The sequence below is a fragment of the Pseudomonas sp. D8002 genome (genome assembly GCF_013385695.1).
Taxonomy (GTDB): domain Bacteria; phylum Pseudomonadota; class Gammaproteobacteria; order Pseudomonadales; family Pseudomonadaceae; genus Aquipseudomonas.
Genome location: NZ_JACAPM010000008.1, coordinates 1 through 22,764, shown reverse-complemented (window position 1 = coordinate 22,764; position 22,764 = coordinate 1). Strand labels below are relative to the sequence as shown.

The window sequence follows — 22,764 nt, the reverse complement described above, 5'->3', positions numbered from 1 at the left end:
AGCCCCGGAATACGGGGCTTTGGCTTTTTTTGGTTTTAATATTTTCTTAACAAGGCATGGGTTGCAGGCGTTGGATAAGTGCGCGATGCCGGTTCGTGGTGCATTGAAGCGGTGCACAGTGCTGAAACCTTGTGGAGATCCAAATGTGGGAGCGGGCTTGCTCGCGAAGGCGGCGCGTCAGTCGATACTTATGTTGACTGAACCATCGCCTTCGCGAGCGAGCCCGCTCCCACACTGGATCTTCGGTGTACTTGAGGGATCAATCAGCCTTCATCGCCCTCATCATCATCCCCACCGTCAACCTTCATCCCCAGCTCCTTGATCTTGCGTGTCAGCGTATTGCGGCCCCAGCCCAGCAGCACGGCGGCGTCGCGACGACGTCCAGCAGTATGCTTGAGGGCGGTTTCGATCATGATCCGCTCGAAAGCCGGCACAGCGCTGTCCAGCAGGTTCGACTGGCCACGTGCCAGGGCCTGGTCGGCCCACTGGCGCAGCGCCTGCTCCCAGTTGGTCACCGGTGCCGAATCCTGCGGCAGGCTCAGCAGCTCAGGCGGCAGGTCGCTGATATGCACTTCGCGCCCCGAAGCCATCACCGTGATCCAGCGGCAGGTGTTCTCCAGCTGACGCACGTTGCCCGGCCATGGCAGGTTCTTCAGGTATTCCTCGGTCTCGCTTTTCAGCAGCTTCGGCTCGACGGCCAGCTCCTGGGCGGCGCGGCTGAGGAAGTGACGGGCCAGGGTCGGGATGTCCTCGCGACGGTCCGACATCCGTGGGATGTGGATGCGGATCACGTTCAGGCGGTGGAACAAGTCTTCACGGAATTTCCCGGCGTGCACCAGGGTTTCCAGGTTCTGGTGCGTCGCCGCGATGATACGTACGTCGACCTTGACTGGCGTGTGCCCGCCTACCCGATAAAACTCGCCGTCGGCCAGGACCCGCAGCAAGCGCGTCTGGGTGTCGGCCGGCATGTCGCCGATTTCATCGAGGAACAGCGTGCCGCCGTCGGCCTGTTCAAAACGGCCACGGCGCAGGTTGGCCGCACCGGTGAACGCGCCTTTTTCATGGCCGAACAGTTCCGACTCCATCAAGTCTTTCGGGATCGCCGCCATGTTCAGCGCAATGAACGGCGACGCCGCCCGTGGGCTGTGACGGTGCAGGGCGTGGGCCACCAGCTCTTTACCGGTACCCGACTCGCCATTGATCAGCACGGTGATGTTGGAGTGGCTCAAGCGCCCGATGGCGCGAAACACTTCCTGCATCGCCGGCGCTTCGCCGATGATTTCCGGGGTACGCGTCAGGGCCGGCGGGGCTTCCTGGTTCTGCTGTTCCTGGGCGTGCTGGTTGGCGCGTTTTACCAGCGCCACCGCTTCGTCCACGTCGAACGGTTTTGGCAGGTATTCAAAGGCGCCGCCCTGATAGGACGCGACAGCGCTGTCCAGGTCCGAGTGCGCGGTCATGATGATCACCGGCAGGCGCGGGTGCTGCTCGCGAATCCGCGCCAGCAAGTCCAGGCCACTGGCGCCGGGCATGCGGATGTCGGAGATGATCACATCGGGCTGCTGGCGAGCCAGGCGGCTCATCACCCCGTCGGCGCTGTCGAAGCTCTGGGTGGTCATGCCTTCCTGTTGCAAGGCTTTCTCCAGGACCCAGCGGATAGAACGGTCGTCATCGACGATCCAGACAGTTTCACTACGGCTCATGTCGATGGGGCTCCTTGTTCCAGTGGCAGAAAGATCGAGAAGGTGGTGTGACCGGGATGGCTCTCACATTCGATCAAACCCTGGTGCTGGCTGATGATGTTCTGGGTAATGGCCAGGCCGAGCCCGGTACCGTCCGGGCGGCCGCTGACCATTGGGAAAAAGATGGTTTCCTGCAGTTCTGCAGGGATGCCGGGGCCGTTGTCGATGATCTCGACCTTGGTCACCAGGCGATGGCGCACGTGGCCAATGGTGAACTGGCGCAGGGCACGGGTGCGCAGGCTGATGCGGCCCAGGCGCAGCTCGTTCTGGCTGCTGATGGCCTGCATGGCGTTACGCACGATATTGAGCACCGCCTGGATCATCTGCTCGCGGTCGATCAATACGTCGGGAATGCTTGGGTCGTAGTCGCGCACCAAGGTGATGCAGCCCTGGCTTTCGGCCTCCACCAACTGGCAAACCCGCTCCAGCACTTCGTGCACGTTGGTCATTGCCAGAGACGGCAGCTTGTTGGAGCCGAGCATGCGGTCTACCAGGTTACGCAGGCGGTCGGCTTCCTCGATGATGACGTTGGTGTAGTCCTTGAGGTTTTCGTCCGGCAGCTCGCGGGCCAGCAGCTGTGCGGCACCGCGAATCCCGCCCAGGGGGTTCTTGATCTCATGGGCCAGGCCGCGCACCAGCATCTTGCTGGTTTCCTGCTTGGACAGCTGCGCCTCTTCCTTGGTGATGCGCAGCAGGCGATCGCGGGGATGCACCTCCAGCAGCAACAAGGTGGCGCCGTGGCTGAGGATCGGTGTTACCGCGTAGTCGACGGTGAGGGTCTGGCCGGTGAGGGCGGTGAGCATCGCTTCGCGCTTGGTGAACGGGTGCGCCTGCTCCACGGCCTGGCGCAACGAGCTCAAGGCCTCGGCCGACTCAGTGAACAGCTCACTGATGAATTGCCCATGGCTGCGCTGCCCGCTGATGGCCAGCAGCATCTCCGCCGCCGGGTTCATGTACTCAAGGCGCAGTTCGTCATTGAGCAGAATGGTCGCGGTGGTCAGGTTGTCGAGTAACAGGCGGTGCAGTGCGTCGCTGATGGTCATTAGGACCTCTTTTGGAGCAAGGCGCGGGCTTGAGGCACACGCTGATACAAGGAAAATGCAAAAACCAAACCAAAGCTCCGAAAAGAAGCGTTAAAGCCCTGAAATGGGGGATTAAGGCGCGAAACTGTGGCGTTCTGCCAGCTTGGACGGGAAGTTTCGAACCAAAATGGGTTGCGTAAGTGGGAAGGGTGCAGCGTATCGCACCAATATAGTGCGGTTTTGAAAAGTCTGTTCAGGAAGCTGGTGGCAGCGACTGATTGGCTGAATGGGTCGGATCTAAATTGTGGGAGCGGGCTTGCTCGCGAAGGCGGCGTGTCAGTCATGCATATATCAACTGACACACCGCCATCGCGAGCAAGCCCGCTCCCACATTTTGATGGGGTTCGCAATTTTAGATTTTATAGATACACAGCTCGGCAGTGGCGCGGATAATTGCCAGCTGGTGCAGCGAGTCTTTGGCAGGTGCGTGATTGGCCTGGGCCAGCCATTGCGGGCATTGCGGGTTGGTGCGCTCCGGGGTGAAGTCCGCCAGCTGTTGCAGCAGGCGTTTTTGCAGCAGGTCCAGTTTAGGGCGGATCTGGCCGACCAGATCCGGGCGTGGGTCATTCGGCGCCTTGCCTTGCAGCTGCCAGTCGGAAAGGTGGGCGTACTGCACTAGTTTGTTCGCCTCGATCTGGGCCGAGAAAAACTGCTCGGCCTGTGCCGGTGCCAGTTTGTAGCTCGGCGCCTGGGCGACGACGCTGGCGATCACGTCCTGCTCCCGTGGGCGGTCTTCGACGGGCTTGTGGCTGTCCCATTTGCTCAGGGCCACCTGGTCGGCAATCGCCAGGCGTTCGGCAATGCTGTCGAGCAGCGGGGCGAGGGTGGGTGGTGCTGCGAATACATTGGCGCTGATGGCCAGCAAGATGAACCCAATTTTGAGTTTCAAGGCAGATCCCTCTTCTGTAGGGGCGAGCTTGCTCGCGAAGGTCGTTAACGATAACGCGTAAGTATTGAAGAAATGCGGTGCCTTTGAATTTTTCGCGGGCAAGCCGGCTCCCACAGGGTTTTGCGGGCAAAAAAAGACCTCCCGAAGGAGGCCTTTTTCATCACGCCGCGTTACGCAGCGCTACCGGATCAGCAGCTGTAGTACAGCTCGTATTCCAGTGGGTGTACGAAGGTGCGGACCTTGATTTCTTCTTCGCTTTTCAGGGCGATGTAGGCATCGATAAAGTCGTCGCTGAACACGCCGCCTTTGGTCAGGAACGCACGGCCCTTGTCCAGCTCTTCCAGGGCTTCTTTCAGGCTGCCGCACACTTGTGGGATCTCTTTGGCCTCTTCAGGCGGCAGGTCGTACAAGTTTTTGTCGGCGGCATCGCCAGGGTGGATCTTGTTCTGGATACCGTCCAGGCCGGCCATGACCAGGGCAGCGAAGGCCAGGTACGGGTTGGCTGCCGGATCCGGGAAACGGGCTTCGATACGGCGAGCGCGAGGGCTGGACACGTAAGGAATACGGATCGAGGCGGAGCGGTTGCGAGCCGAGTAGGCCAGCATTACCGGAGCTTCGAAACCTGGAACCAGACGCTTGTAGGAGTTGGTCGATGGGTTGGTGAAGCCGTTCAGGGCCTTACCGTGCTTGATGATACCGCCGATGAAGTACAGGGCAGTGTCGGACAGGCCGGCATAACCTTCGCCAGCGAAGGTGTTCTTGCCTTCTTTGGCGATGGACAGGTGAACGTGCATACCCGAACCGTTATCGCCGTACAGAGGCTTAGGCATGAAGGTAGCGGTACGGCCGTAGGCATCAGCCACGTTGTGTACGCAGTACTTCAGGGTCTGAACTTCGTCAGCCTTGGCAACCAGGGTGTTGAACTTCACGCCGATTTCGTTCTGGCCGGCAGTCGCCACTTCGTGGTGGTGAACTTCGATGACCAGGCCCATCTCTTCCATGGCGTTGCACATGGAGGTACGGATTTCGTGGTCGTGGTCGAACGGAGGAACCGGGAAGTAGCCGCCTTTGATACCTGGACGGTGGCCTTTGTTGCCGCCTTCCACGTCCTGGTCGGACATCCACGAACCTTGTTCGGAGAAGATCTTGAACATGGAGCCAGAGATGTCGGACTTGAACTTGACCGAATCAAAGATGAAGAATTCTGGTTCCGGGCCTACGAATACGGTGTCGCCGATACCGGTCGACTTCAGGTATTCCTCGGCACGCTTGGCGATCGCACGTGGGTCACGGTCGTAGCCCTGCATGGTCGAAGGCTCGATCACGTCGCAGACGATGATCAAGGTTGGGTCTTCGGTGAACGGGTCGAGTACGGCAGTGCTGTCGTCCGGCATCAGGATCATGTCGGACGCTTCGATTCCTTTCCAGCCGGCAATGGAGGAGCCGTCGAACATTTTGCCTTCTTCGAAGAAGGCGTCATCCAGCGCGTCGCGAGCCGGCATGGTCACGTGGTGCTGAGTGCCTTTGGTGTCCGTGAAGCGCAGATCAATCCATTTGACGTCATGATCTTTGATGAGTTGAACCGACTTCGACATAGTGTCCTCCGGGTGGCTTCGGGCTGGGGTAGTGGAGTAGCCCTTAGAATGTGGGTGATGCCGGCGCGAATACTCGACCAAGGCAACCTGCCTCACAAGAGAGCAAATTGCATGCCAGTGCCCCGACATGGGTTTTTTGCCACAAAAACGCCCCTATAAAGGTGCAATCCGCTGAAACGGAAGAAATTGCGCACCGCAATGTAGCGCTTATTTTGGTTTATGGCCCGTTTTGGTGCGCGAAAGGTCAGTTGCATATTAACTGGTTAAACCTTGAGCGATTTCCGCTATAATCCGCGCCCCCCTTTTTCGGCTGGGCCTGCGCGCGCTGTTTTCATGAAATTAATCGTTAAAGTCTTCCCCGAGATCACCATCAAGAGCCGACCGGTACGGATGCGTTTCATCCGTCAATTGGCCAAGAACATCCGTGCCGTGCTCCGCGATCTGGACCCGGCTGTGGTGGTGAATGGTGTGTGGGACAATCTCGAGCTGGAAACCCGCCTCACAGACCCCAAGGCCCTGAAGGACATGACCGAGCGCCTGAGCTGCGTGCCGGGCATCGCGCATTTCCTGCAGGTCGACGAGTACCCGCTGGGCGACTTCGACGACATCACCGAAAAGTGCAAGCAGCACTACGGCGATGTGCTGGCAGGCAAGGTGTTTTCAGTGCGTTGCAAACGCGCCGGCAAGCACCCGTTCAGCTCCATGGATGTCGAGAAATACGTGGGCAGCAAGCTGCGTCGCGAGTGCGGCGCTGCCGGAATTTCCCTGAAAGAGCCGCAAATTGAAGTGCGGATGGAAATTCGCGACCAACGGTTGTTTGTGATCCACAGCCAGCACGACAGCATCGGCGGCTACCCGCTGGGTGCCCTGGAACAGACCCTGGTATTGATGTCCGGCGGTTTCGATTCCACTGTCGCGGCCTACCAGATCATGCGCCGCGGGCTGATGAGCCACTTCTGCTTCTTCAACCTGGGCGGGCGTGCACACGAATTGGGCGTGATGGAAGTCGCGCATTACATCTGGAAGAAGTACGGCAGCTCGCAACGGGTGCTGTTTGTCAGCGTACCGTTCGAGGAAGTCCTGGGAGAAATTCTCGGGAAAGTCGATAACAGTCATATGGGCGTAGTATTGAAGCGTATGATGTTACGCGCTGCGTCCCGAATCGCGGATCGGCTGGAAATCGACGCACTGGTCACCGGTGAAGCGATTTCCCAGGTGTCCAGCCAGACCCTGCCGAACCTGTCGTTGATCGACTCTGTGACCGAGAAGCTGGTACTGCGCCCGCTGATCGCCAGTCACAAGCAAGACATCATCGACCTGGCGACCCAGATCGGCACGGCGGATTTCGCCAAGCACATGCCGGAATATTGCGGGGTCATCTCGGTGAACCCCAAGACCCACGCCAAGCGCAACCGCGTGGAGTACGAAGAACAACAGTTCGATATGGCGGTGCTCGAGCGTGCGCTTGAGAACGCCAAGCTGGTGCCGATCGATCGGGTTATCGACGAATTGGGCCAGGATTTGCAGATCGAAGAAGTCAGCGAGGCTCTGGCCGGTCAGATCATCATCGACATCCGTCACCCGGATGCCGCTGAAGACGAGCCGCTGGAAATTGCTGGCATCGACGTACAAACGCTGCCGTTCTATGCATTGAATGCGCGTTTCAAGGAACTGGATGACAGCCGTCAGTACCTGTTGTATTGCGACAAAGGCGTGATGAGTCGCCTGCATGCCCACCATTTGCTCAGTGAGGGGCATGCCAATGTGCGCGTTTATCGACCGAGCTAAGAGCCCGGGGCTGTTTGCCTGTGGCCTGCGTCACCGGCCCCCCGACTCTGCCGTCAAGCTGTAACGGCAAGGCCTGACTCTACTGTTAATCGCTGCCACGACCTGTCAGCACACCGAATCCTCTGATCGAGATACACAAGTGATCGAAAATCTACGCAACATCGCCATCATTGCTCACGTTGACCATGGTAAGACCACCCTGGTAGACAAACTCTTGCGTCAATCCGGCACCCTGGAGCGCAACGAGCTCAACGACGAGCGCGTGATGGACTCCAACGACCAGGAGAAAGAGCGCGGTATTACCATTCTGGCGAAAAACACCGCCATCAACTGGAACGGCTACCACATCAACATCGTGGATACCCCGGGCCACGCCGACTTCGGCGGCGAAGTTGAACGCGTAATGTCGATGGTTGACTCCGTTCTGCTGCTGGTTGACGCTCAAGACGGCCCTATGCCGCAAACCCGTTTCGTGACCAAGAAGGCTTTCGAAGCCGGCCTGCGTCCGATCGTGTGCATCAACAAGGTTGACCGTCCAGGCGCGCGTCCGGACTGGGTTCTGGACCAGATCTTCGACCTGTTCGACAACCTGGGTGCCACCGAAGAACAGCTGGACTTCAAAGTCGTCTACGCCTCGGCCCTGAACGGCATTGCCGGTCTGGAACACACCGACATGGCTGAAGACATGACCCCGCTGTACCAGTCGATCGTCGACAACGTACCGGCTCCGAAAGTTGACCGTGAAGGCCCGTTCCAGATGCAAATCTCGGCACTGGACTACAACAGCTTCCTGGGTGTTATCGGTGTTGGCCGTATCGCTCGTGGTAGCGTCAAGCCGAACACTCCGGTGGTCGCCATCGGCGCCGACGGCAAGAAGCGCAACGGTCGTATCCTGAAGCTGATGGGTCACCACGGCCTGCACCGCATCGACGTTGAAGAAGCGTTTGCCGGTGACATCGTGTGTGTGAGCGGTATGGACTCGCTGTTCATCTCCGACACCCTGTGCCAGCCGGACAACGTCGAGGCGATGAAGCCTCTGACCGTTGACGAGCCAACCGTTTCCATGACCTTCCAGGTAAACGACTCGCCTTTCTGCGGTAAAGAAGGCAAGTTCGTGACTTCCCGTAACATCAAGGAACGTCTGGACAAAGAGCTGCTGTACAACGTTGCTCTGCGCGTTGAAGAAGGCGACTCGGCTGACAAGTTCAAGGTTTCCGGCCGTGGTGAGCTGCACCTCTCGGTACTGATCGAAACCATGCGTCGCGAAGGCTTCGAAATGGGCGTTGGTCGTCCTGAAGTGATCATCCGTCAGGTTGACGGCGTGAAGCAGGAACCGTTTGAAAACGTCACCATCGACACCCCTGAAGAATCCCAGGGCAAGGTCATGGAAGAGATGGGCCTGCGTAAGGGCGACCTGACCAACATGGTGCCGGATGGCAAAGGCCGTGTGCGTCTGGAATACAACATCCCTGCTCGTGGTCTGATTGGTTTCCGTAACCAGTTCCTGACCCTGACCAACGGTGCTGGCATCCTGACCTCGATCTTCGATCGCTACGACACCATGAAGTCCGGCGACATGTCCGGCCGTCAGAACGGTGTTCTGGTATCGGTAGAAACCGGCAAGGCGCTGACCTACTCCCTGGAAACCCTCCAGGCGCGTGGCAAGCTGTTCGTTGAACACGGTCAAGAGATCTACAACGGTCAGATCGTTGGCCTGAACAGCCGTGACAACGACATGGGCGTCAACCCAACCAAAGGCAAGAAGCTCGACAACATGCGTGCTTCGGGTAAAGACGAAACCATCGCTCTGGTTCCACCTGTTCGCTTCACCCTGGAACAGGCTCTGGAATTCATCCAGGACGACGAGCTGTGCGAAGTTACGCCTAAGTCGATCCGCCTGCGTAAGAAGATCCTGGACGAAGGCGAGCGTACCCGCGCTGCCAAGAAAGCCAAGAACTGAGTTAACTCAGGCTGAATGAAAAACGCCCCCGGTCGAAAGGCCGGGGGCGTTTTTTTATGCCTGCAATATCTGTAGTGACTGTGCGGGCCCCTTCGCGAGCAAGCCCGCTCCCACATTCGACCGCGTTTTTTCAGGATGAATGAGGTCAAGTGTGGGAGCGGGCTTGCCCGCGAAAGCGGTAGTTCAAGCAATAAAAAATCTGGATCAGAACTTGTCGAGGGTCTTGAACCTGGTCTCGCGCACCACTTCCTTCGGCTTGTACGCGCAATACCCCGGGCGCGGCCCGATTTTCGGGTGATTGCGGCAAGTATCCGGGCGCTTGTCATAAATAGTGCAGAAGCGGCTCTTACGATCCAGGTACAGGCAATCGTTGTTGCTCATGCGCTGCAGGGTGAAGATCTCGGATTTGGCGTTGAAGCGCTCGACGATGCCTTCCTTCTGCAAGCGCTTGGCGATGTTCTTCGGCGGGTCGCCACGCTCGAACTCATCGACGATGCCGATGCGGATCAGGTCCTTGATCTTCACCTCAACCGGCAGGGTGCAGCAGCTCGACACACAGCCGCCACACATATGGCTTGAGTATTTCTGCCAGGTCTCGAGACGGTCGAGTTCCGCGGCGGCGATCAGTTGAGGCTTCATCAGGTTTCCAAGAGGGGTGTTATCCGGCGCGGGATCATACCGGAACTGGTGGTTTTTTGAACAATATCTTCCAGCTTTCAGCTCGAAGGCTGTGCCGGGCCACAAACGGGCACGGCCCCTGCATCAAATTCCCGCAAAGGTGAATGAGTTAAAAAACTGCCGAACCAGAGCGTCTACCGTCTGTCAGACCGTCTAGGCTCTAGCAACTCCTTCTATCTCGCCCGAGGTCGCATCGATGTCTCAGGAACCGCTTGTACGAGAAGCAGAGGTAGCCGCATTTCGCGATGCTGTCTTGACCAAACTTACCTATGCGGTGGGCAAGGACCCCGATCACGCCTTCGACCACGATTGGTTTGAAGCCATCGCACTGGCCGCCCGCGACCACATGGTCGACCACTGGATGGACCACACGCGGCACATCTACCGCAAGGGACAGAAGCGGGTCTATTACCTCTCGCTGGAATTCCTGATCGGCCGTCTGCTCTACGACAGCCTGAGCAACCTTGGCTTGCTGGACGTGGCCCGTGAGGCCATGAGCGAGTTGGGTGTGGACATGGAGCGCATTCGCCTGCTGGAGCCCGACGCGGCCCTGGGCAACGGTGGCCTTGGCCGCCTGGCGGCCTGCTTCATGGAAAGCATGTCGACCCTGGGCATCGCCGGCCATGGCTATGGCATTCGGTATGAGCACGGGCTGTTTCGCCAGGCGATTGTCGATGGCTGGCAGCAGGAGCAAACCGAACGCTGGCTGGATTTCGGCAACCCCTGGGAGTTCGAGCGCGCCGAAGTGATCTACCCGATCGGCTTTGGCGGTGGTGTGGAAACCGTGCTGGACGCGTCCGGCAAGTCGATCCAGGTCTGGTCGCCGAATGAAACCGTACGTGCGGTGGCGTATGACACCCCGGTCGTCGGCTGGCGCGGCGCCAGCGTCAACACCTTGCGCCTGTGGCGTGCCCGTGCGGTGGAAGACCTGCACCTGGAACGTTTCAACGCCGGTGACCACTTGGGCGCCGTCGCCGAGGTGGCCCGCGCCGAAAGCATCTCCCGAGTGCTTTACCCGGCCGATAGCACCGAAGCAGGGCAGGAGCTGCGCCTGCGCCAGGAGTACTTCTTCGTTTCCGCCTCGTTGCAGGATCTGCTGCGTCGCCACAAGAACATGCACGGCTCGGTATTGAGCCTGGGCGAGCACGCGGCCATCCAGCTCAACGACACTCACCCCTCGATCGCGGTGGCCGAGTTGATGCGTCAGTTGGTGGACCTGCACGACATCCCGTGGGATGCCGCCTGGGACGTCACCGTCGAAACCCTTTCGTACACCAACCACACCTTGCTCCCCGAGGCGTTGGAAACCTGGCCGGTCGGCCTGATGGAGCGCATGCTGCCGCGGCACATGCAGATCATCTACCTGATCAACGCCCAGCATATCGACTCGCTGCGGGCCAAGGGCATCCATGACTTCGACGTGCTGCGTGCCGTCTCGCTGATCGAAGAAGACAACGGTCGCCGCGTACGCATGGGCAACCTGGCGTTCCTCGGCTCCCACAGTGTCAACGGCGTATCCGGCCTGCACACGCAACTGATGCGCAGCACGGTGTTCTCCGAACTGCACAAGCTCTACCCGGACCGCATCAACAACAAAACCAACGGCATTACCTTCCGCCGCTGGCTGTACCAGGCCAACCCCAAGCTCACGGCGATGCTGGTGGAGGCACTGGGCCCGGACGTGCTGGATAACCCCGAACAGCGCCTGGCAGACCTGGAACCGTTTGCCGAGAAGCAAGCCTTTCGCAAGGCCTTCGCCGAACAGCGCCTGCACAGTAAGCGGGCACTGGCCGACATCATTCACGAGCGCCTGGGGATTTCGGTCAACCCGGCGGCGATGTTCGATGTGCAGGTCAAGCGGATCCACGAGTACAAGCGCCAGCTGCTGAACCTGATGCACACCGTCGCGCTGTACCAGGCGATCCGGGCCGAGCCGGGCACCGACTGGGTGCCGCGGGTGAAGATCTTCGCCGGCAAGGCCGCGGCCAGCTATCACCAGGCCAAGCTGATCATCAAGCTGACCAACGACATCGCCCGTACCGTCAACAACGACCCTACCGTGCGCGGGTTGCTCAAGGTGGTATTCCTGCCCAACTACAACGTCAGCCTGGCGGAAAGCATCATTCCGGCGGCCGACTTGTCGGAGCAGATTTCCACCGCTGGCTTTGAAGCCTCGGGCACCAGCAACATGAAATTCGGCCTCAACGGCGCGCTGACGATCGGCACCATGGACGGCGCCAACGTCGAGATGCACGAGCGCGTGGGTGCCGACCACATGTTCATCTTCGGCCTCAGTGCCCAGCAGGTGGAAGCGCGCAAACACGCGGGCGAGTTCAACGCCGGGCCAGAGATCGCCGCGTCCCATCGCTTGAATGATGTGCTGCAAGCGATTCGTGGCGGGGTGTTCTCACCGGATGATCCGGGCCGTTATGCCGGGTTGGTGGATTCGCTGATCGACTACGACCGCTTCCTGGTCTGTGCCGACTTCGATTCCTACTGGGATGCCCAGGCGCGGGTCGAGGCCCATTGGCACGACTCCAAGGAATGGTGGCGTTCGGCGGTGCTCAATACCGCGCGCATGGGCTGGTTCTCGTCGGACCGGACCATCCGCGAATACGCGACGGAAATCTGGAAAGCGTTGGATTAGACACCGCAATAAAAAATGTGGGAGCGGGCTTGCTCGCGAAAGCGCAGCGTCAGTCGACAAATTTGTGACTGATCCACCGCCTTCGCGAGCAAGCCCGCTCCCACATGGGGTCCGTGTCGATATACTGAGCATCGCCTTTGCCCGCTTCGGGCTGCTTAGGGATATCCGCCATGCAATGGATTTTCATGCTGATTGGCCTGGTGCTCGGCTGGACGCTCGACGAGTCGTTCAGTGATGCGGGCATTGGTGCGCTGCTCGGTTTGGGCATTGGCCAGGCGATTCGCCTGTCGATGCTCGCCTCGCGTACGGAGGAACAAGGCCGTCAGCTGGAGTCTGCCCGCAACGCCCTGAAAGTGGTCGAGCAACGCCTGGCCTTGCTGGAAAGCCCTGCCGCCGTTGAAACCGCCGGACCTGTGTTTGTCGAAGAGCCGCTGCCGGTAGCGGCGCCGCCTGAACTCGTCTGGGAATTACCCGCCGAACTGGAACCTGCCTACTCAAGTGTGGTGGCCGAACCCAGCCAGCCATTGCCGGCTGATGTGTGGCGGGCCGAACCGAGCGCGAAAATCCCTGAACAACCTGCCGCGCCTGCGGTGCCTCGCGGCCCCAACTTTATCGAGCGCGCAATCAGCGGTGCCCGCAACTGGCTGTTCGGTGGCAACACCGTGCTGCGGGTCGGCGTGGTGTTGTTGTTCCTCGGCCTGGCCTTCCTGCTGCGCTATGCCACTGAAGGCATGGTGGTGCCAATCGAGTTGCGTTACGCAGGTGTCGCCGGTTGCGCATTGGCACTGCTGGGCCTGGGTTGGTGGCTGCGGCTGCGCAACAGTAATTACGGGTTGATGCTGCAGGGCACCGGCATTGCGGTGTTGTACCTCACGGTGTTCGCCGCGATGCGCCTGCACCCGCTGCTCGACCCCGGCGCGGCACTCGGCTTGCTGGTGGCGGTCACCGTTTTCTCGGCGATCCTGGCGATTACCCAGGACGCCCTCGGCCTGGCCTGCGCCGCTGCACTCGGCGGTTTTGCGGCACCGATCCTCACGTCCACCGGTGCCGGCAACCATGTGGCGCTGTTCAGCTATTTCGCCCTGCTAAACGCAGGCATTCTCGCCATCGCCTGGTTCAAGGCCTGGCGCCTGCTCAATTTGATCGGTTTTGTCGGCACCTTCGGCATCGGCTTCGCCTGGGGCATGCGCTCCTATACAACGGAGCTGCTGTGGAGCACCGAGCCGTTCCTGATTCTATTTTTCCTGATGTACCTGGGCATCGGCCTGTTGTTCGCCCGGCGCAAGTTGCTGGAGATGCGCGACGCGCCGGACGATGACAGCCGTGGCGCGTTGCTGCGCTGGTCGGCGGCCAAGGGCGATTATGTCGACGGCAGCATGCTGTTCGGTCCGCCGCTGGTGGGCTTCGGTTTGCAGTTTGCGCTGGTGCAGCACCTGGAATTTGCCGCTGCGTTCAGCGCGCTGGCCCTGGGCATTATCTATATGGGCCTGGCTCGTTTGCTGAGTGGCGGGCGCGCCTTGCTGCTGGCGGAAACTTGCCTGGCGCTGGGTGTGATCTTCGCCAGCCTGGCGATTCCGTTGGGCCTTGACGCACGCTGGACCGCGGCGGCCTGGGCCGTGGAAGGCGCCGGGATTTTCTGGCTCGGCCTGCGTCAGCAGCGGCCTTTGGCACGGGCGTTTGGCTTGCTGTTGCAAGTCGGTTCGGCGCTGGCGTTCCTCAGCGAATTGCGGATTGGCGAGACCAGCCTGCTGGACGGTGCACCCTTGGGTGCGTTGTTGCTGGGGGCGGCCTTGCTGTTCAGTTTCGACCAGTTGCGCAAGGCGCCGGTGGAGCACGCGGCGCAGTGGGAGCGTCGAGGCTTGCCGGTATTGGCCAGTGTGGGCCTGGGCTTCTTGTACCTGCTCGCACCGTTGCTGCTGTGGACCCAGGGCACGGCCATCAGTTGGGCGCTTGCCGGTCTTGCGACCTTGTTGGTGGGCCTGCGAATCGGCTCGCGCACGTTCCTCTTCACCGCGTTTGCCGTGCAACTGCTGGGTGGTGCGCTGTTCCTGCTGCGCCTGCAAGCGGGGGCTGATTCAGGCGCGGTGTTCAGTGCGGGCTGGAGCGGCTTGCTCACCGCATCGCTGATTGGCCTGGCATTGATCGGCGGCATGCTGCTGGCCGCGCGGGACACCATGGTGCGCAGCGATGTGCGGTTGTTGCGTGGCCTGTCGGTGGTGTTGCTCGCCGGGTTGGTGCTGATCAACCTGGCGGTGCTGTTTGTGCTGCCGTGGGAGACCGCCAGCGGCGTGTGGGCGGCCAGTGGTTTGTTGATCATCTGGCTGAGCCTGTACCTGCAACAGCGCGTCAGTTTTGTCTTCGGGTTGTTGCTGCAAGTGATCGGCGGCGCTTCGTTCCTGATCGCGGTGCCGGACCTGCTCGGGCCGCTGACCAGCGAGGGTTTGCGTCCTTTGGGCCATAGCGGTTTCTGGACGCCAATGGTGCTCGGGCTGGCGGCGCTGGTCGGTGCCTGGCGCTTGCAGCGCAGGCCTCATGCGCCGGTGTTCGAGGCGTTGAGTTTGCAGCGGCTGTCCGACGTACTGCTGGTGTGGGGTGCGGGTTGGTGGACGCTGGCGTTGGTCAGCGAAGTGCTGCGTTTTGCACCGTCGATGCTGCAAGGCACCTGGCTGTTGGCGGTAGCGGCGGTGAGTGTGGTGATCTGGGCGGTATTGGCCCTGAGGCTGCAATGGGCGTCGCTGGGCTTGCTGTGCACGCTGTTGATGCCGGCGGTGGGCGTGGTGTTGCTGGGCGCGTGGGGCTCGCGTTATCACCCGGCGGCGAACTTCGCCTGGCTGGCCTGGGCAGCGGTATTTGCGGTGCATTTCGTGTCGCTGCGGCGCCTGGCGTTGGTCATCCCGGAAAAAGCCCTGGGCGCCGCGCACGTGCTCGGCTGCTGGCTGCTGATCGGCGTGCTGGCGCTGGAGCTGCGCTACGGCCTGTTGCTGCTGTCCGAGGAATACAACGCCTGGAGCTGGCTGGGCTGGGCGATCCTGCCGAGCCTATACCTGGTGCTGGCCGCCGCGCCACGCAGTTGGCCGTGGCCGGTGTCGGCGTACCCGCGCGAGTACCGGTTGTATGCCGCGTTGCCGCTGGCGGTGTTGATGCTCGGCTGGTTCTGGCTGGCGAATATCTTCAGCGACGGCACCGCCGAGCCGCTGCCGTATGTGCCGCTGCTTAACCCGCTGGATATTGGATTGCTATTCGCGCTGTTGGGTGTGTACCTGTGGTCCCGCAGTGCCGCACCGCAACGCGGGCCGTGCGCCGAACTGGTCGCCCAGGCGGTCTCCGGTGTCTCGTTGTTCGCCTTCTTCACTGCGCTGGTGATGCGCACGGCTCATCACTGGGGTGGCGTGCCGTTCCATCTGGATGCGTTGCTGGAGTCGATGCTGGTGCAGGCCGGGCTGTCGATAGTGTGGACCCTGATTGCCCTGAGCCTGATGATCGGCGGCCATCTGCGTCACCGGCGTGAGGTGTGGCTGATCGGTGCGGCATTGATTGCCGTCGTGGTGGCCAAATTGTTCTTCGTCGAATTGAGCAACCGCGGCGGGCTGGCGCGGATCGTATCGTTTATCGGTGTGGGCGGGCTGTTGCTGGTGGTGGGCTATTTCGCGCCGCTGCCGCCCAAGCGCCCCGAGCCGGTGGTTGAAACTGAAGGAGTGGCCTCTTGATGGGCAAGCTGAGTGTGGCGCTGTTGGGGTTGTGCACGACGTTATCGGCCTGGGCCCAGGAGACGCCCGCCGATTTCACCACGCGGGTGCCGCTGACGGTCATTGGCGAAGGCCCGTGGTACCGCCTGGAACTGCCGCTGGCGGTGCAATTGAGCGCCCGTCAGGCCGACCTGAGTGATGTGCGGGTGTTCAACGCCGCTGGCGAGCCCCAGGCTTACGCGCTGGCGCGGCAGTCGGCGCAAAGCACCGAAAGCCGCAGCCTGTCCAACGTGAAGTGGTTCCCGTTGTACGCTGCGGCTGACTCCTCCGAAGCCGTGCCCAGCGTGCGTGTGCAATCCACGTCCACCGGCACGCTGGTGCAAGTGCAGCCGCCGAGCCAACTGGAGGCCGGCGAAGAAGTGCTGCGCGGCTGGCTGCTCGATGCGAGTGCGATCAAGGCCCCGTTGCAGCAACTGATCCTCGACTGGACGAGCGAGCGCGACGGCTTCCAGCGTTTCAGCATCGAAGCCAGCGACGACTTGCAGCACTGGCGCGCCTGGGGCGAAGGGCAGGTGGCGCGGTTGTCGTTTGCCGATGAGCGCGTCGAGCAGCATGAAGTGAGTTTGCCGGGGCAGTCGGCGCGGTATCTGCGTCTGCTGTGGAAAGGCCAGGCGGCACCGGCGCTGACGTCGGCGCAGTTGGAGAGTGTCAGCGCCCACAACCTGCCGTTGCCGCTGGTGTGGTCGCAGCCGTTGTCGGGCAGCCGGCTCAAGGCCGGGGAATACAGCTGGCAGTTACCCAACGCACTGAACGTCGAACGCTTGCGAATCGACTTGAGCCAACCCAACAGCCTGGCGCCGGTCACCTTGTCGGGCCGCCGGGAAAGTAATCAGGCCTGGCAGCCCATGAGCAGCGGTTTGCTCTACCGGTTGACACAAAATGGCCAGGACGTTTTACAGAACGAACTGCAGTTGCCGGGCCAGGCTGTTGCGCAGCTCAAGCTCGACGTGGACGAGCGTGGTGGTGGCCTGGGCGTGGAGGCGCCGACCTTGAGCTTTGCGGTGCGGGCCACGCAGTTGGTGTTCCTGGCGCGGGGCGAGCCACCGTTCACCCTTGTGCTCGGCAATCCGTCGGTGAAAGGCGCGAACTTGCCGCTGTCGACCCTGATTCCGGACTACAGCGCCGAACGTCTCGCGGGGCTTGGGCAGGCCAAGGTGGCGGGCGAGGCGGTGGTCACATCGGCTGCGGTCGCGGCCCCGGTTGTTGCCGGGCCGAACTGGAAAAAGCTCGGTCTTTGGGCCGTGCTGCTGCTCGGTGTGGCGGCCCTGGGCGCCATGGCCTACAGTTTGCTGCGCAAGCCACCGGTGGCACGTTAAATAAAGTCCATGAACTCTATTGGGTTTAAATCCTCTGATAGGAGGAAATACGCCCCGACTCGCGTTAAACTGCGCGGGTTTTTAGCCCCCCATTTCCGGAGCCTTCCATGTCCCGCGTTACCCTGAGTCGCTATTTGATCGAGCAGACCCGCAGCAACAACACGCCTGCCGATCTGCGCTTCCTTATCGAAGTGGTGGCGCGTGCTTGCAAGGAAATCAGCCACGCCGTGTCCAAAGGCGCGCTGGGTGGTGTCCTGGGCAGCATGGGCACTGAAAACGTACAAGGCGAAGTGCAGAAGAAGCTTGACGTGATCTCCAACGAAATCCTGCTCGAAGCCAACGAGTGGGGCGGTCACCTGGCCGGCATGGCGTCCGAAGAAATGGACAATGCCTACCAGATCCCGGGCAAATACCCGAAAGGCGCGTACCTGCTGGTATTCGACCCACTGGACGGTTCGTCGAACATCGACATCAACGCGCCAGTCGGCACCATCTTCTCGGTACTGCGTTGCCCGAACGAATACCTGAGCCAGAACGAAGCCCTGAACGAAAAGGCCTTCCTGCAGCCGGGCACCGAGCAGGTAGCTGCCGGTTACGCGATCTACGGCCCACAGACCATGCTGGTGCTGACCCTGGGCGACGGCGTCAAGGGCTTCACCCTGGACCGCGAAATGGGCAGCTTCGTGCTCACCCACGAAGACATCACCATTCCTGCGTCCACCCAGGAATTTGCAATCAACATGTCCAACCAGCGTCACTGGGAAGAGCCGGTTACCCGCTACGTGGGCGAGTTGATGGCCGGCGAAGAAGGCCCGCTGAAGAAGAACTTCAACATGCGCTGGGTGGCTGCGATGGTTGCCGACGTGCACCGCATCCTGACCCGTGGTGGCCTGTTCATGTACCCACGCGACAGCCGCGAGCCGTCCAAGCCAGGCAAGCTGCGCCTGATGTACGAAGCCAACCCGATGTCGTTCCTGGTTGAGCAGGCGGGCGGTGCGTCCACCGACGGCCACCAGCGCATCCTCGACATCCAGCCTGAAGGCCTGCACCAGCGCGTAGCGGTGTTCCTGGGTTCGAAGGAAGAAGTTGAGCGTGTGACCGGCTACCACAAGGCGTAAGTCCTTGCGGTAAGCAAAAGCCCCGAAACGTTTCAGCGTTTTCGGGGCTTTTTTGTTTTCGCTCGTCGGGAACCAGACACCTCTTTTCCCTTCTAAGCTTCTGGCAGACCCCCAAGCTGCTTCGTCTCTCCAGGAGTTTTTCCATGTCGTTACGCCGTCTCGCCCTGTTGTCGTTTTGCGTGCTTCTGGCCGCTTGCAGCAAGGTCACTCAAGAAAATTACGCAAAACTGTCGGCCGGCATGCCAAAGGCCGAGGTGGAGTCGTTGTTGGGCAAGCCGACTGATTGTTCTGGCGCGCTGGGTATGTCCAGTTGCACCTGGGGCGATAAAAACAGCTTTATCAGCGTGCAATATGCCGGTGACAAAGTACTGATTTTTTCCGGGCAAGGCCTGAAGTAAACCGGGGCGAAAGCCTGCGGGAGAAAAACAACATGATGCGTTTCGTTCTATACCTCTGCGCCAGCCTGTTTTTGGCGGGCTGCGCCAGCCATTCTGGCGATGATCTGCAACCCAAGACTGTTGGCAGCGTCAACCTCAAGCGTTACCAGGGCACCTGGTATGAGCTGGCCCGTTTGCCGATGTACTTCCAGCGCAATTGTGCGCAGTCCGAAGCCCGCTACACGCTGTTGCCCGATGGCAACATGTCGGTGTTCAACCGCTGCCTGACCCCTGAGTGGAAGTGGCAGGAAGCCAAGGGCACCGCAACGCCGCAGGTCGCCGGCAAGACCGACAAACTGTGGGTCGAATTCAATAACTGGTTCACCTCGCTGTTGCCGGGCGTGGCCAAGGGCGATTACTGGGTGCTGTACGTCAGCGATGACTACAAGACCGCCATTGTCGGCAGCCCGAGCCGGCGCTACATGTGGTTGCTGTCGCGCACGCCGACGGTCAGCGCCGACACCCGCGAAGACCTGCTGAGCAGGGCGCGGCAGCAGGGGTATGACACCACGCGTTTGATCTGGCGTACGTCGGACAAGCAGATGGCGAAGACCTCGCAGTAATACGAAACAGCGCCAATCCAATGTGGGAGCGGGCTTGCTCGCGAAGGCGGTGTGACAGTCACCAGATGTATTGACTGATCCACTGCTTTCGCGAGCAAGCCAGCTCCCACATTTGTTATGTGTCGTCTGTCAGCCCAGCAAATCCCGCAGGACCTGGGTAAACGCCCGGCTGCTGTCTTCTTCGGCGGCGTGATGCCCGTCGCGCACCACCCACTTCCCGTTGACCAGCACATCGCGCACCTGGCGATCACCACCGGCAAACAACCAGCGATTGAGGATCCCGTCTTCGTTCGCTGTCGCCAGGTACGGATCGTTGCCGTCCAGCACCAGCCAGTCCGCACGCTTGCCAACTTCCAGGCGCCCAATCGGCTGCCCCAGCGCTTCGGCACCGCCGTCCAGCGCGGCATCGAACAGCGTACGCCCAACCATCGGTTGATCGCTGCGATACAGCCGGTTGCGCCGCTGGTCCCGCAGCCGCTGCCCATATTCCAGCCAGCGCAATTCTTCCACCACGCTCAGTGACACATGGCTGTCGGAACCAATCCCCATGCGCCCGCCCTGGGCCAGGAAGTCCACCGCCGGGAAAATCCCGTCGCCCAGGTTGGCTTCAGTGGTCAGGCACAACCCGGCAATCGCCCGGCTCCTGGCCATCAACGTCACTTCTTCCGGATTGGCGTGGGTGGCGTGCACCAGGCACCAGCGCTGATCCACTTCAACATGGTCATACAACCATTGCAGCGGGCGCTGGCCGCTCCAGGCCAGGCAGTCGTCGACTTCCTTCTGCTGCTCGGCGATGTGGATATGCACCGGGCACGCCTTGTCGCTGGCGGCCAGCACTTCGCTGATCTGTTGCGGTGTGACGGCGCGCAGCGAGTGGAAACACAGGCCCAGCCGTTGTGCCGGTTGCGCGGCCAGAATCGGTTGCAGGCGTGATTGCAGGCTCAGGTAATTTTCGGTGCTGTTGATAAAGCGGCGCTGGCCTTCATTGGGTGCCTGGCCGCCGAAACCGGAGTGGCTGTAGAGCACCGGCAACAACGTCAGGCCGATACCGCTGTTGGCGGCGGCCTGGCTGATTTGCCGCGACAGCTCCGCAGGGTCGGCATAGGGCTGGCCGCTGACGTCGTGGTGCACGTAGTGAAATTCGGCCACCGAGGTGTAGCCGGCCTTGAGCATTTCGATATACAACTGGCGCGCGATGACCTGCAACTGGTCGGGGCGGATCTTGCCGACCATCCGATACATCAGGTCGCGCCAGGTCCAGAAACTGTCATTCGGGTTGCCGGCCACTTCCGCCAGCCCGGCCATCGCGCGCTGGAATGCGTGGGAATGCAGGTTCGGCATGCCCGCCAGCACGGGGCCCCTGAGCCGTTCGGCACCGTCTGCACTGGTGTTGGGCTCAACCTTGGTCAGCAGGCCATCGGCGCTGACTTCAAGACGTACATCGTTGGCCCATCCATTAGGCAGCAGCGCGCGTTCGGCAAAGAAAGCGGACATGATTCAGGCACCCCAGTCGTGTGTTTATTTGTATATACATATACAGACGTTTGCCTGCTCGGTAAACTCCGGCAAGCTATGCTTCTTTTTCACCTACAAGGATTTCCTGTGTCGACTCCGCCCGCCAAGTCTCCACTGGCTGCCCACATGGACGAAAGTCCGGCGCCCTTGTATGCCCGCGTCAAACAGATGATCAGCCAGCAGATTCTCAACGGCAACTGGCCGCCGCATTATCGCGTGCCTTCGGAGAGCGAACTGGTCAACCAGTTGGGCTTCAGCCGCATGACCATCAACCGCGCCCTGCGCGAGTTGACTGCCGAAGGTCTGCTGGTACGCATGCAAGGTGTGGGCACCTTTGTCGCCGAGCCCAAGAGCCAGTCGGCGCTGTTTGAAGTGCACAACATTGCCGATGAGATCGCCTCCCGCGGTCATCGCCATACGTGCAAGGTCATTACCCTCGGTGAAGAAGCCGCCGGCTCCGAGCGCGCCGTCGCGCTGGAAATGCGCGAAGGCGGGCGGGTGTTCCACTCGTTGATCGTGCACTACGAAAACGACATTCCGGTGCAAATCGAAGACCGTTTCGTCAACGCCCTGGTAGCACCGGAATACCTGCAGCAGGATTTCACCCAGCAAACGCCCTATGCCTACCTCAACCAGGTGGCGCCGCTGACCGAAGGCGAGCACGTGGTCGAGGCGATCCTGGCCGACGCCGACGAATGCAAGCTGCTGCAAATCGAAACCAGCGAGCCGTGCCTGCTGATTCGCCGCCGCACCTGGTCTGGCCGCCAGCCGGTCACGGCCGCACGTTTGATCCACCCCGGTTCCCGTCATAGCCTGGAAGGACGTTTCAGTAAATGAGTTCGATGAAAGTCTGGCGCGCTACCGATTACATTCGCATGCCGTGGAAAAACGGCGGCGGCAGCACTGAAGAGATCACCCGTGACGCGGGGGAGGGCCTGGACGGTTTCGGCTGGCGCCTGTCGATTGCCGATATCGCCGAGTCGGGCGGGTTCTCCACCTTTGCCGGGTACCAGCGCATTATCACCGTGCTGCAAGGCTCGGGCATGGTGCTGACGGTGGATGGCGAGGAACAGCTCGGGTTGTTACCGCTGCAGCCATTCCCGTTCAAGGGTGACAGCCAGGTGTCCTGCCGCTTGATCGGCGGGCCGATCCGCGATTTCAACCTCATCTATTCGCCGCAGCGCTATCAAGCGCGGTTGCAATGGATGGACGGCACGCAGCGTTTCTTCAGTGCCGCGCACACCGTGCTGGTGTTCAGCGTGGCCGATGAAGTGAAGGTGCTCGGTGAGCGGCTGAACCGTCACGACTGCCTGCAACTGGACGGTAACACCGCCCTGCTGGACGTCAGCGTGACTGGCCGTTGCTGCGTTATCGAATTGACTGCCGCCGCTTGAACAGGTGGGGGTTTCTTCCCCCACATTTTGTTTCCCTCTTCGCGCACCAACTTGTTACCGAACGCCCCAGCATGGCGCAAAGCCCTGCCTCGATGACAAGTCTCCCGCACTGTAAAAATCCCCCGTAAGAAAATTCATCATGCTGCGAAGCCTTGTTTTCCAAGGCTTCCACCCTCGTCCCGGAAAAATCTTCAAACCTTGCGCGCAAAGTTGGCCGCTTGATTGCATATGCTTGTATGTACAAGTAAAGATGTGTGCGTAAGAGTCCATGAACATCCTCTTCGCACCCATCAATGT

General features: G+C 60.8%; 16 protein-coding genes. 10 read left to right on the top strand and 6 right to left on the bottom strand.

The window, feature by feature from the left end; all coding sequences use genetic code 11:
• Positions 1-263 precede the first annotated feature (263 nt).
• The 4 genes from ntrC to glnA form a co-directional block, all read right to left on the bottom strand.
• The gene (gene ntrC / locus HX807_RS05170; protein ID WP_003218003.1) at positions 264-1,700 is read right to left on the bottom strand and encodes a nitrogen regulation protein NR(I); all 1,437 of its coding nucleotides are present in this window, start codon (positions 1,698-1,700) and stop codon (positions 264-266) included.
• A complete protein-coding gene (gene glnL / locus HX807_RS05165) occupies positions 1,697-2,782 on the bottom strand; it encodes a nitrogen regulation protein NR(II) (RefSeq protein WP_003218001.1) in 1,086 nt (361 codons plus the stop codon). Before glnL ends, ntrC begins: the two co-directional genes overlap by 4 nt.
• Positions 2,783-3,173: 391 nt before the next feature.
• The gene (locus HX807_RS05160) at positions 3,174-3,710 is read right to left on the bottom strand and encodes a chorismate mutase (protein ID WP_177049438.1); all 537 of its coding nucleotides are present in this window, start codon (positions 3,708-3,710) and stop codon (positions 3,174-3,176) included.
• A gap of 188 nt (positions 3,711-3,898) precedes the next feature.
• The gene (gene glnA, locus HX807_RS05155) at positions 3,899-5,305 is read right to left on the bottom strand and encodes a glutamate--ammonia ligase (protein WP_003217999.1); all 1,407 of its coding nucleotides are present in this window, start codon (positions 5,303-5,305) and stop codon (positions 3,899-3,901) included.
• Positions 5,306-5,638: 333 nt separating this feature from the next.
• On the opposite strand from glnA, the gene thiI reads away from it, so the two are divergent.
• Complete coding sequence (gene thiI / locus HX807_RS05150) at positions 5,639-7,093, top strand: tRNA uracil 4-sulfurtransferase ThiI (RefSeq protein ID WP_023659343.1); 1,455 nt, start codon at positions 5,639-5,641, stop codon at positions 7,091-7,093.
• Between the two features lie 139 nt (positions 7,094-7,232).
• Positions 7,233-9,053, top strand: coding sequence for a translational GTPase TypA (typA, locus tag HX807_RS05145; protein WP_003217997.1), 1,821 nt, complete (start codon positions 7,233-7,235; stop codon positions 9,051-9,053).
• A gap of 204 nt (positions 9,054-9,257) precedes the next feature.
• Here the strand turns inward: typA and HX807_RS05140 are convergent, their stop codons facing one another.
• Entirely contained in the window at positions 9,258-9,692 is a 435-nt protein-coding gene (locus tag HX807_RS05140) for a YkgJ family cysteine cluster protein (protein WP_003217996.1), read from the bottom strand.
• Positions 9,693-9,927: 235 nt separating this feature from the next.
• Here HX807_RS05140 and HX807_RS05135 point away from each other — a divergent pair, with 235 nt between their 5' ends.
• The 6 genes from HX807_RS05135 to HX807_RS05110 all read left to right on the top strand — a co-directional run bounded on the left by HX807_RS05135 (position 9,928) and on the right by HX807_RS05110 (position 19,558).
• The gene (locus tag HX807_RS05135; protein WP_003217995.1) at positions 9,928-12,378 is read left to right on the top strand and encodes a glycogen/starch/alpha-glucan phosphorylase; all 2,451 of its coding nucleotides are present in this window, start codon (positions 9,928-9,930) and stop codon (positions 12,376-12,378) included.
• 170 nt (positions 12,379-12,548) lie between these two features.
• A complete protein-coding gene (locus tag HX807_RS05130) occupies positions 12,549-16,085 on the top strand; it encodes a DUF2339 domain-containing protein (protein WP_177049436.1) in 3,537 nt (1,178 codons plus the stop codon).
• Positions 16,085-17,440 (top strand): DUF3999 domain-containing protein, encoded by a 1,356-nt coding sequence (locus tag HX807_RS05125; RefSeq protein WP_177049434.1) that lies wholly within the window; start codon positions 16,085-16,087, stop codon positions 17,438-17,440. Before HX807_RS05130 ends, HX807_RS05125 begins: the two co-directional genes overlap by 1 nt.
• Positions 17,441-17,547: 107 nt before the next feature.
• Positions 17,548-18,558: a class 1 fructose-bisphosphatase gene (locus tag HX807_RS05120; protein WP_003217989.1), complete on the top strand. Its 1,011-nt coding sequence runs from the start codon at positions 17,548-17,550 to the stop codon at positions 18,556-18,558.
• A 143-nt stretch (positions 18,559-18,701) separates the two neighbouring features.
• Positions 18,702-18,956 (top strand): hypothetical protein, encoded by a 255-nt coding sequence (locus HX807_RS05115; protein WP_003217986.1) that lies wholly within the window; start codon positions 18,702-18,704, stop codon positions 18,954-18,956.
• 32 nt (positions 18,957-18,988) lie between these two features.
• Positions 18,989-19,558 (top strand): lipocalin family protein, encoded by a 570-nt coding sequence (locus tag HX807_RS05110; protein ID WP_003217984.1) that lies wholly within the window; start codon positions 18,989-18,991, stop codon positions 19,556-19,558.
• Positions 19,559-19,687: 129 nt separating this feature from the next.
• Here HX807_RS05110 and HX807_RS05105 read toward each other — a convergent pair whose 3' ends face one another.
• A complete protein-coding gene (locus HX807_RS05105; RefSeq protein ID WP_177049433.1) occupies positions 19,688-21,052 on the bottom strand; it encodes a formimidoylglutamate deiminase in 1,365 nt (454 codons plus the stop codon).
• 147 nt (positions 21,053-21,199) lie between these two features.
• Here HX807_RS05105 and hutC point away from each other — a divergent pair, with 147 nt between their 5' ends.
• Together hutC and HX807_RS05095 are read left to right on the top strand one after the other, a co-directional pair.
• Positions 21,200-21,910, top strand: coding sequence for a histidine utilization repressor (gene hutC / locus HX807_RS05100; RefSeq protein WP_003217980.1), 711 nt, complete (start codon positions 21,200-21,202; stop codon positions 21,908-21,910).
• The gene (locus HX807_RS05095) at positions 21,907-22,467 is read left to right on the top strand and encodes a HutD family protein (protein WP_177049432.1); all 561 of its coding nucleotides are present in this window, start codon (positions 21,907-21,909) and stop codon (positions 22,465-22,467) included. The genes hutC and HX807_RS05095 overlap by 4 nt, the downstream gene beginning before the upstream one ends.
• Positions 22,468-22,764 lie beyond the last annotated feature (297 nt).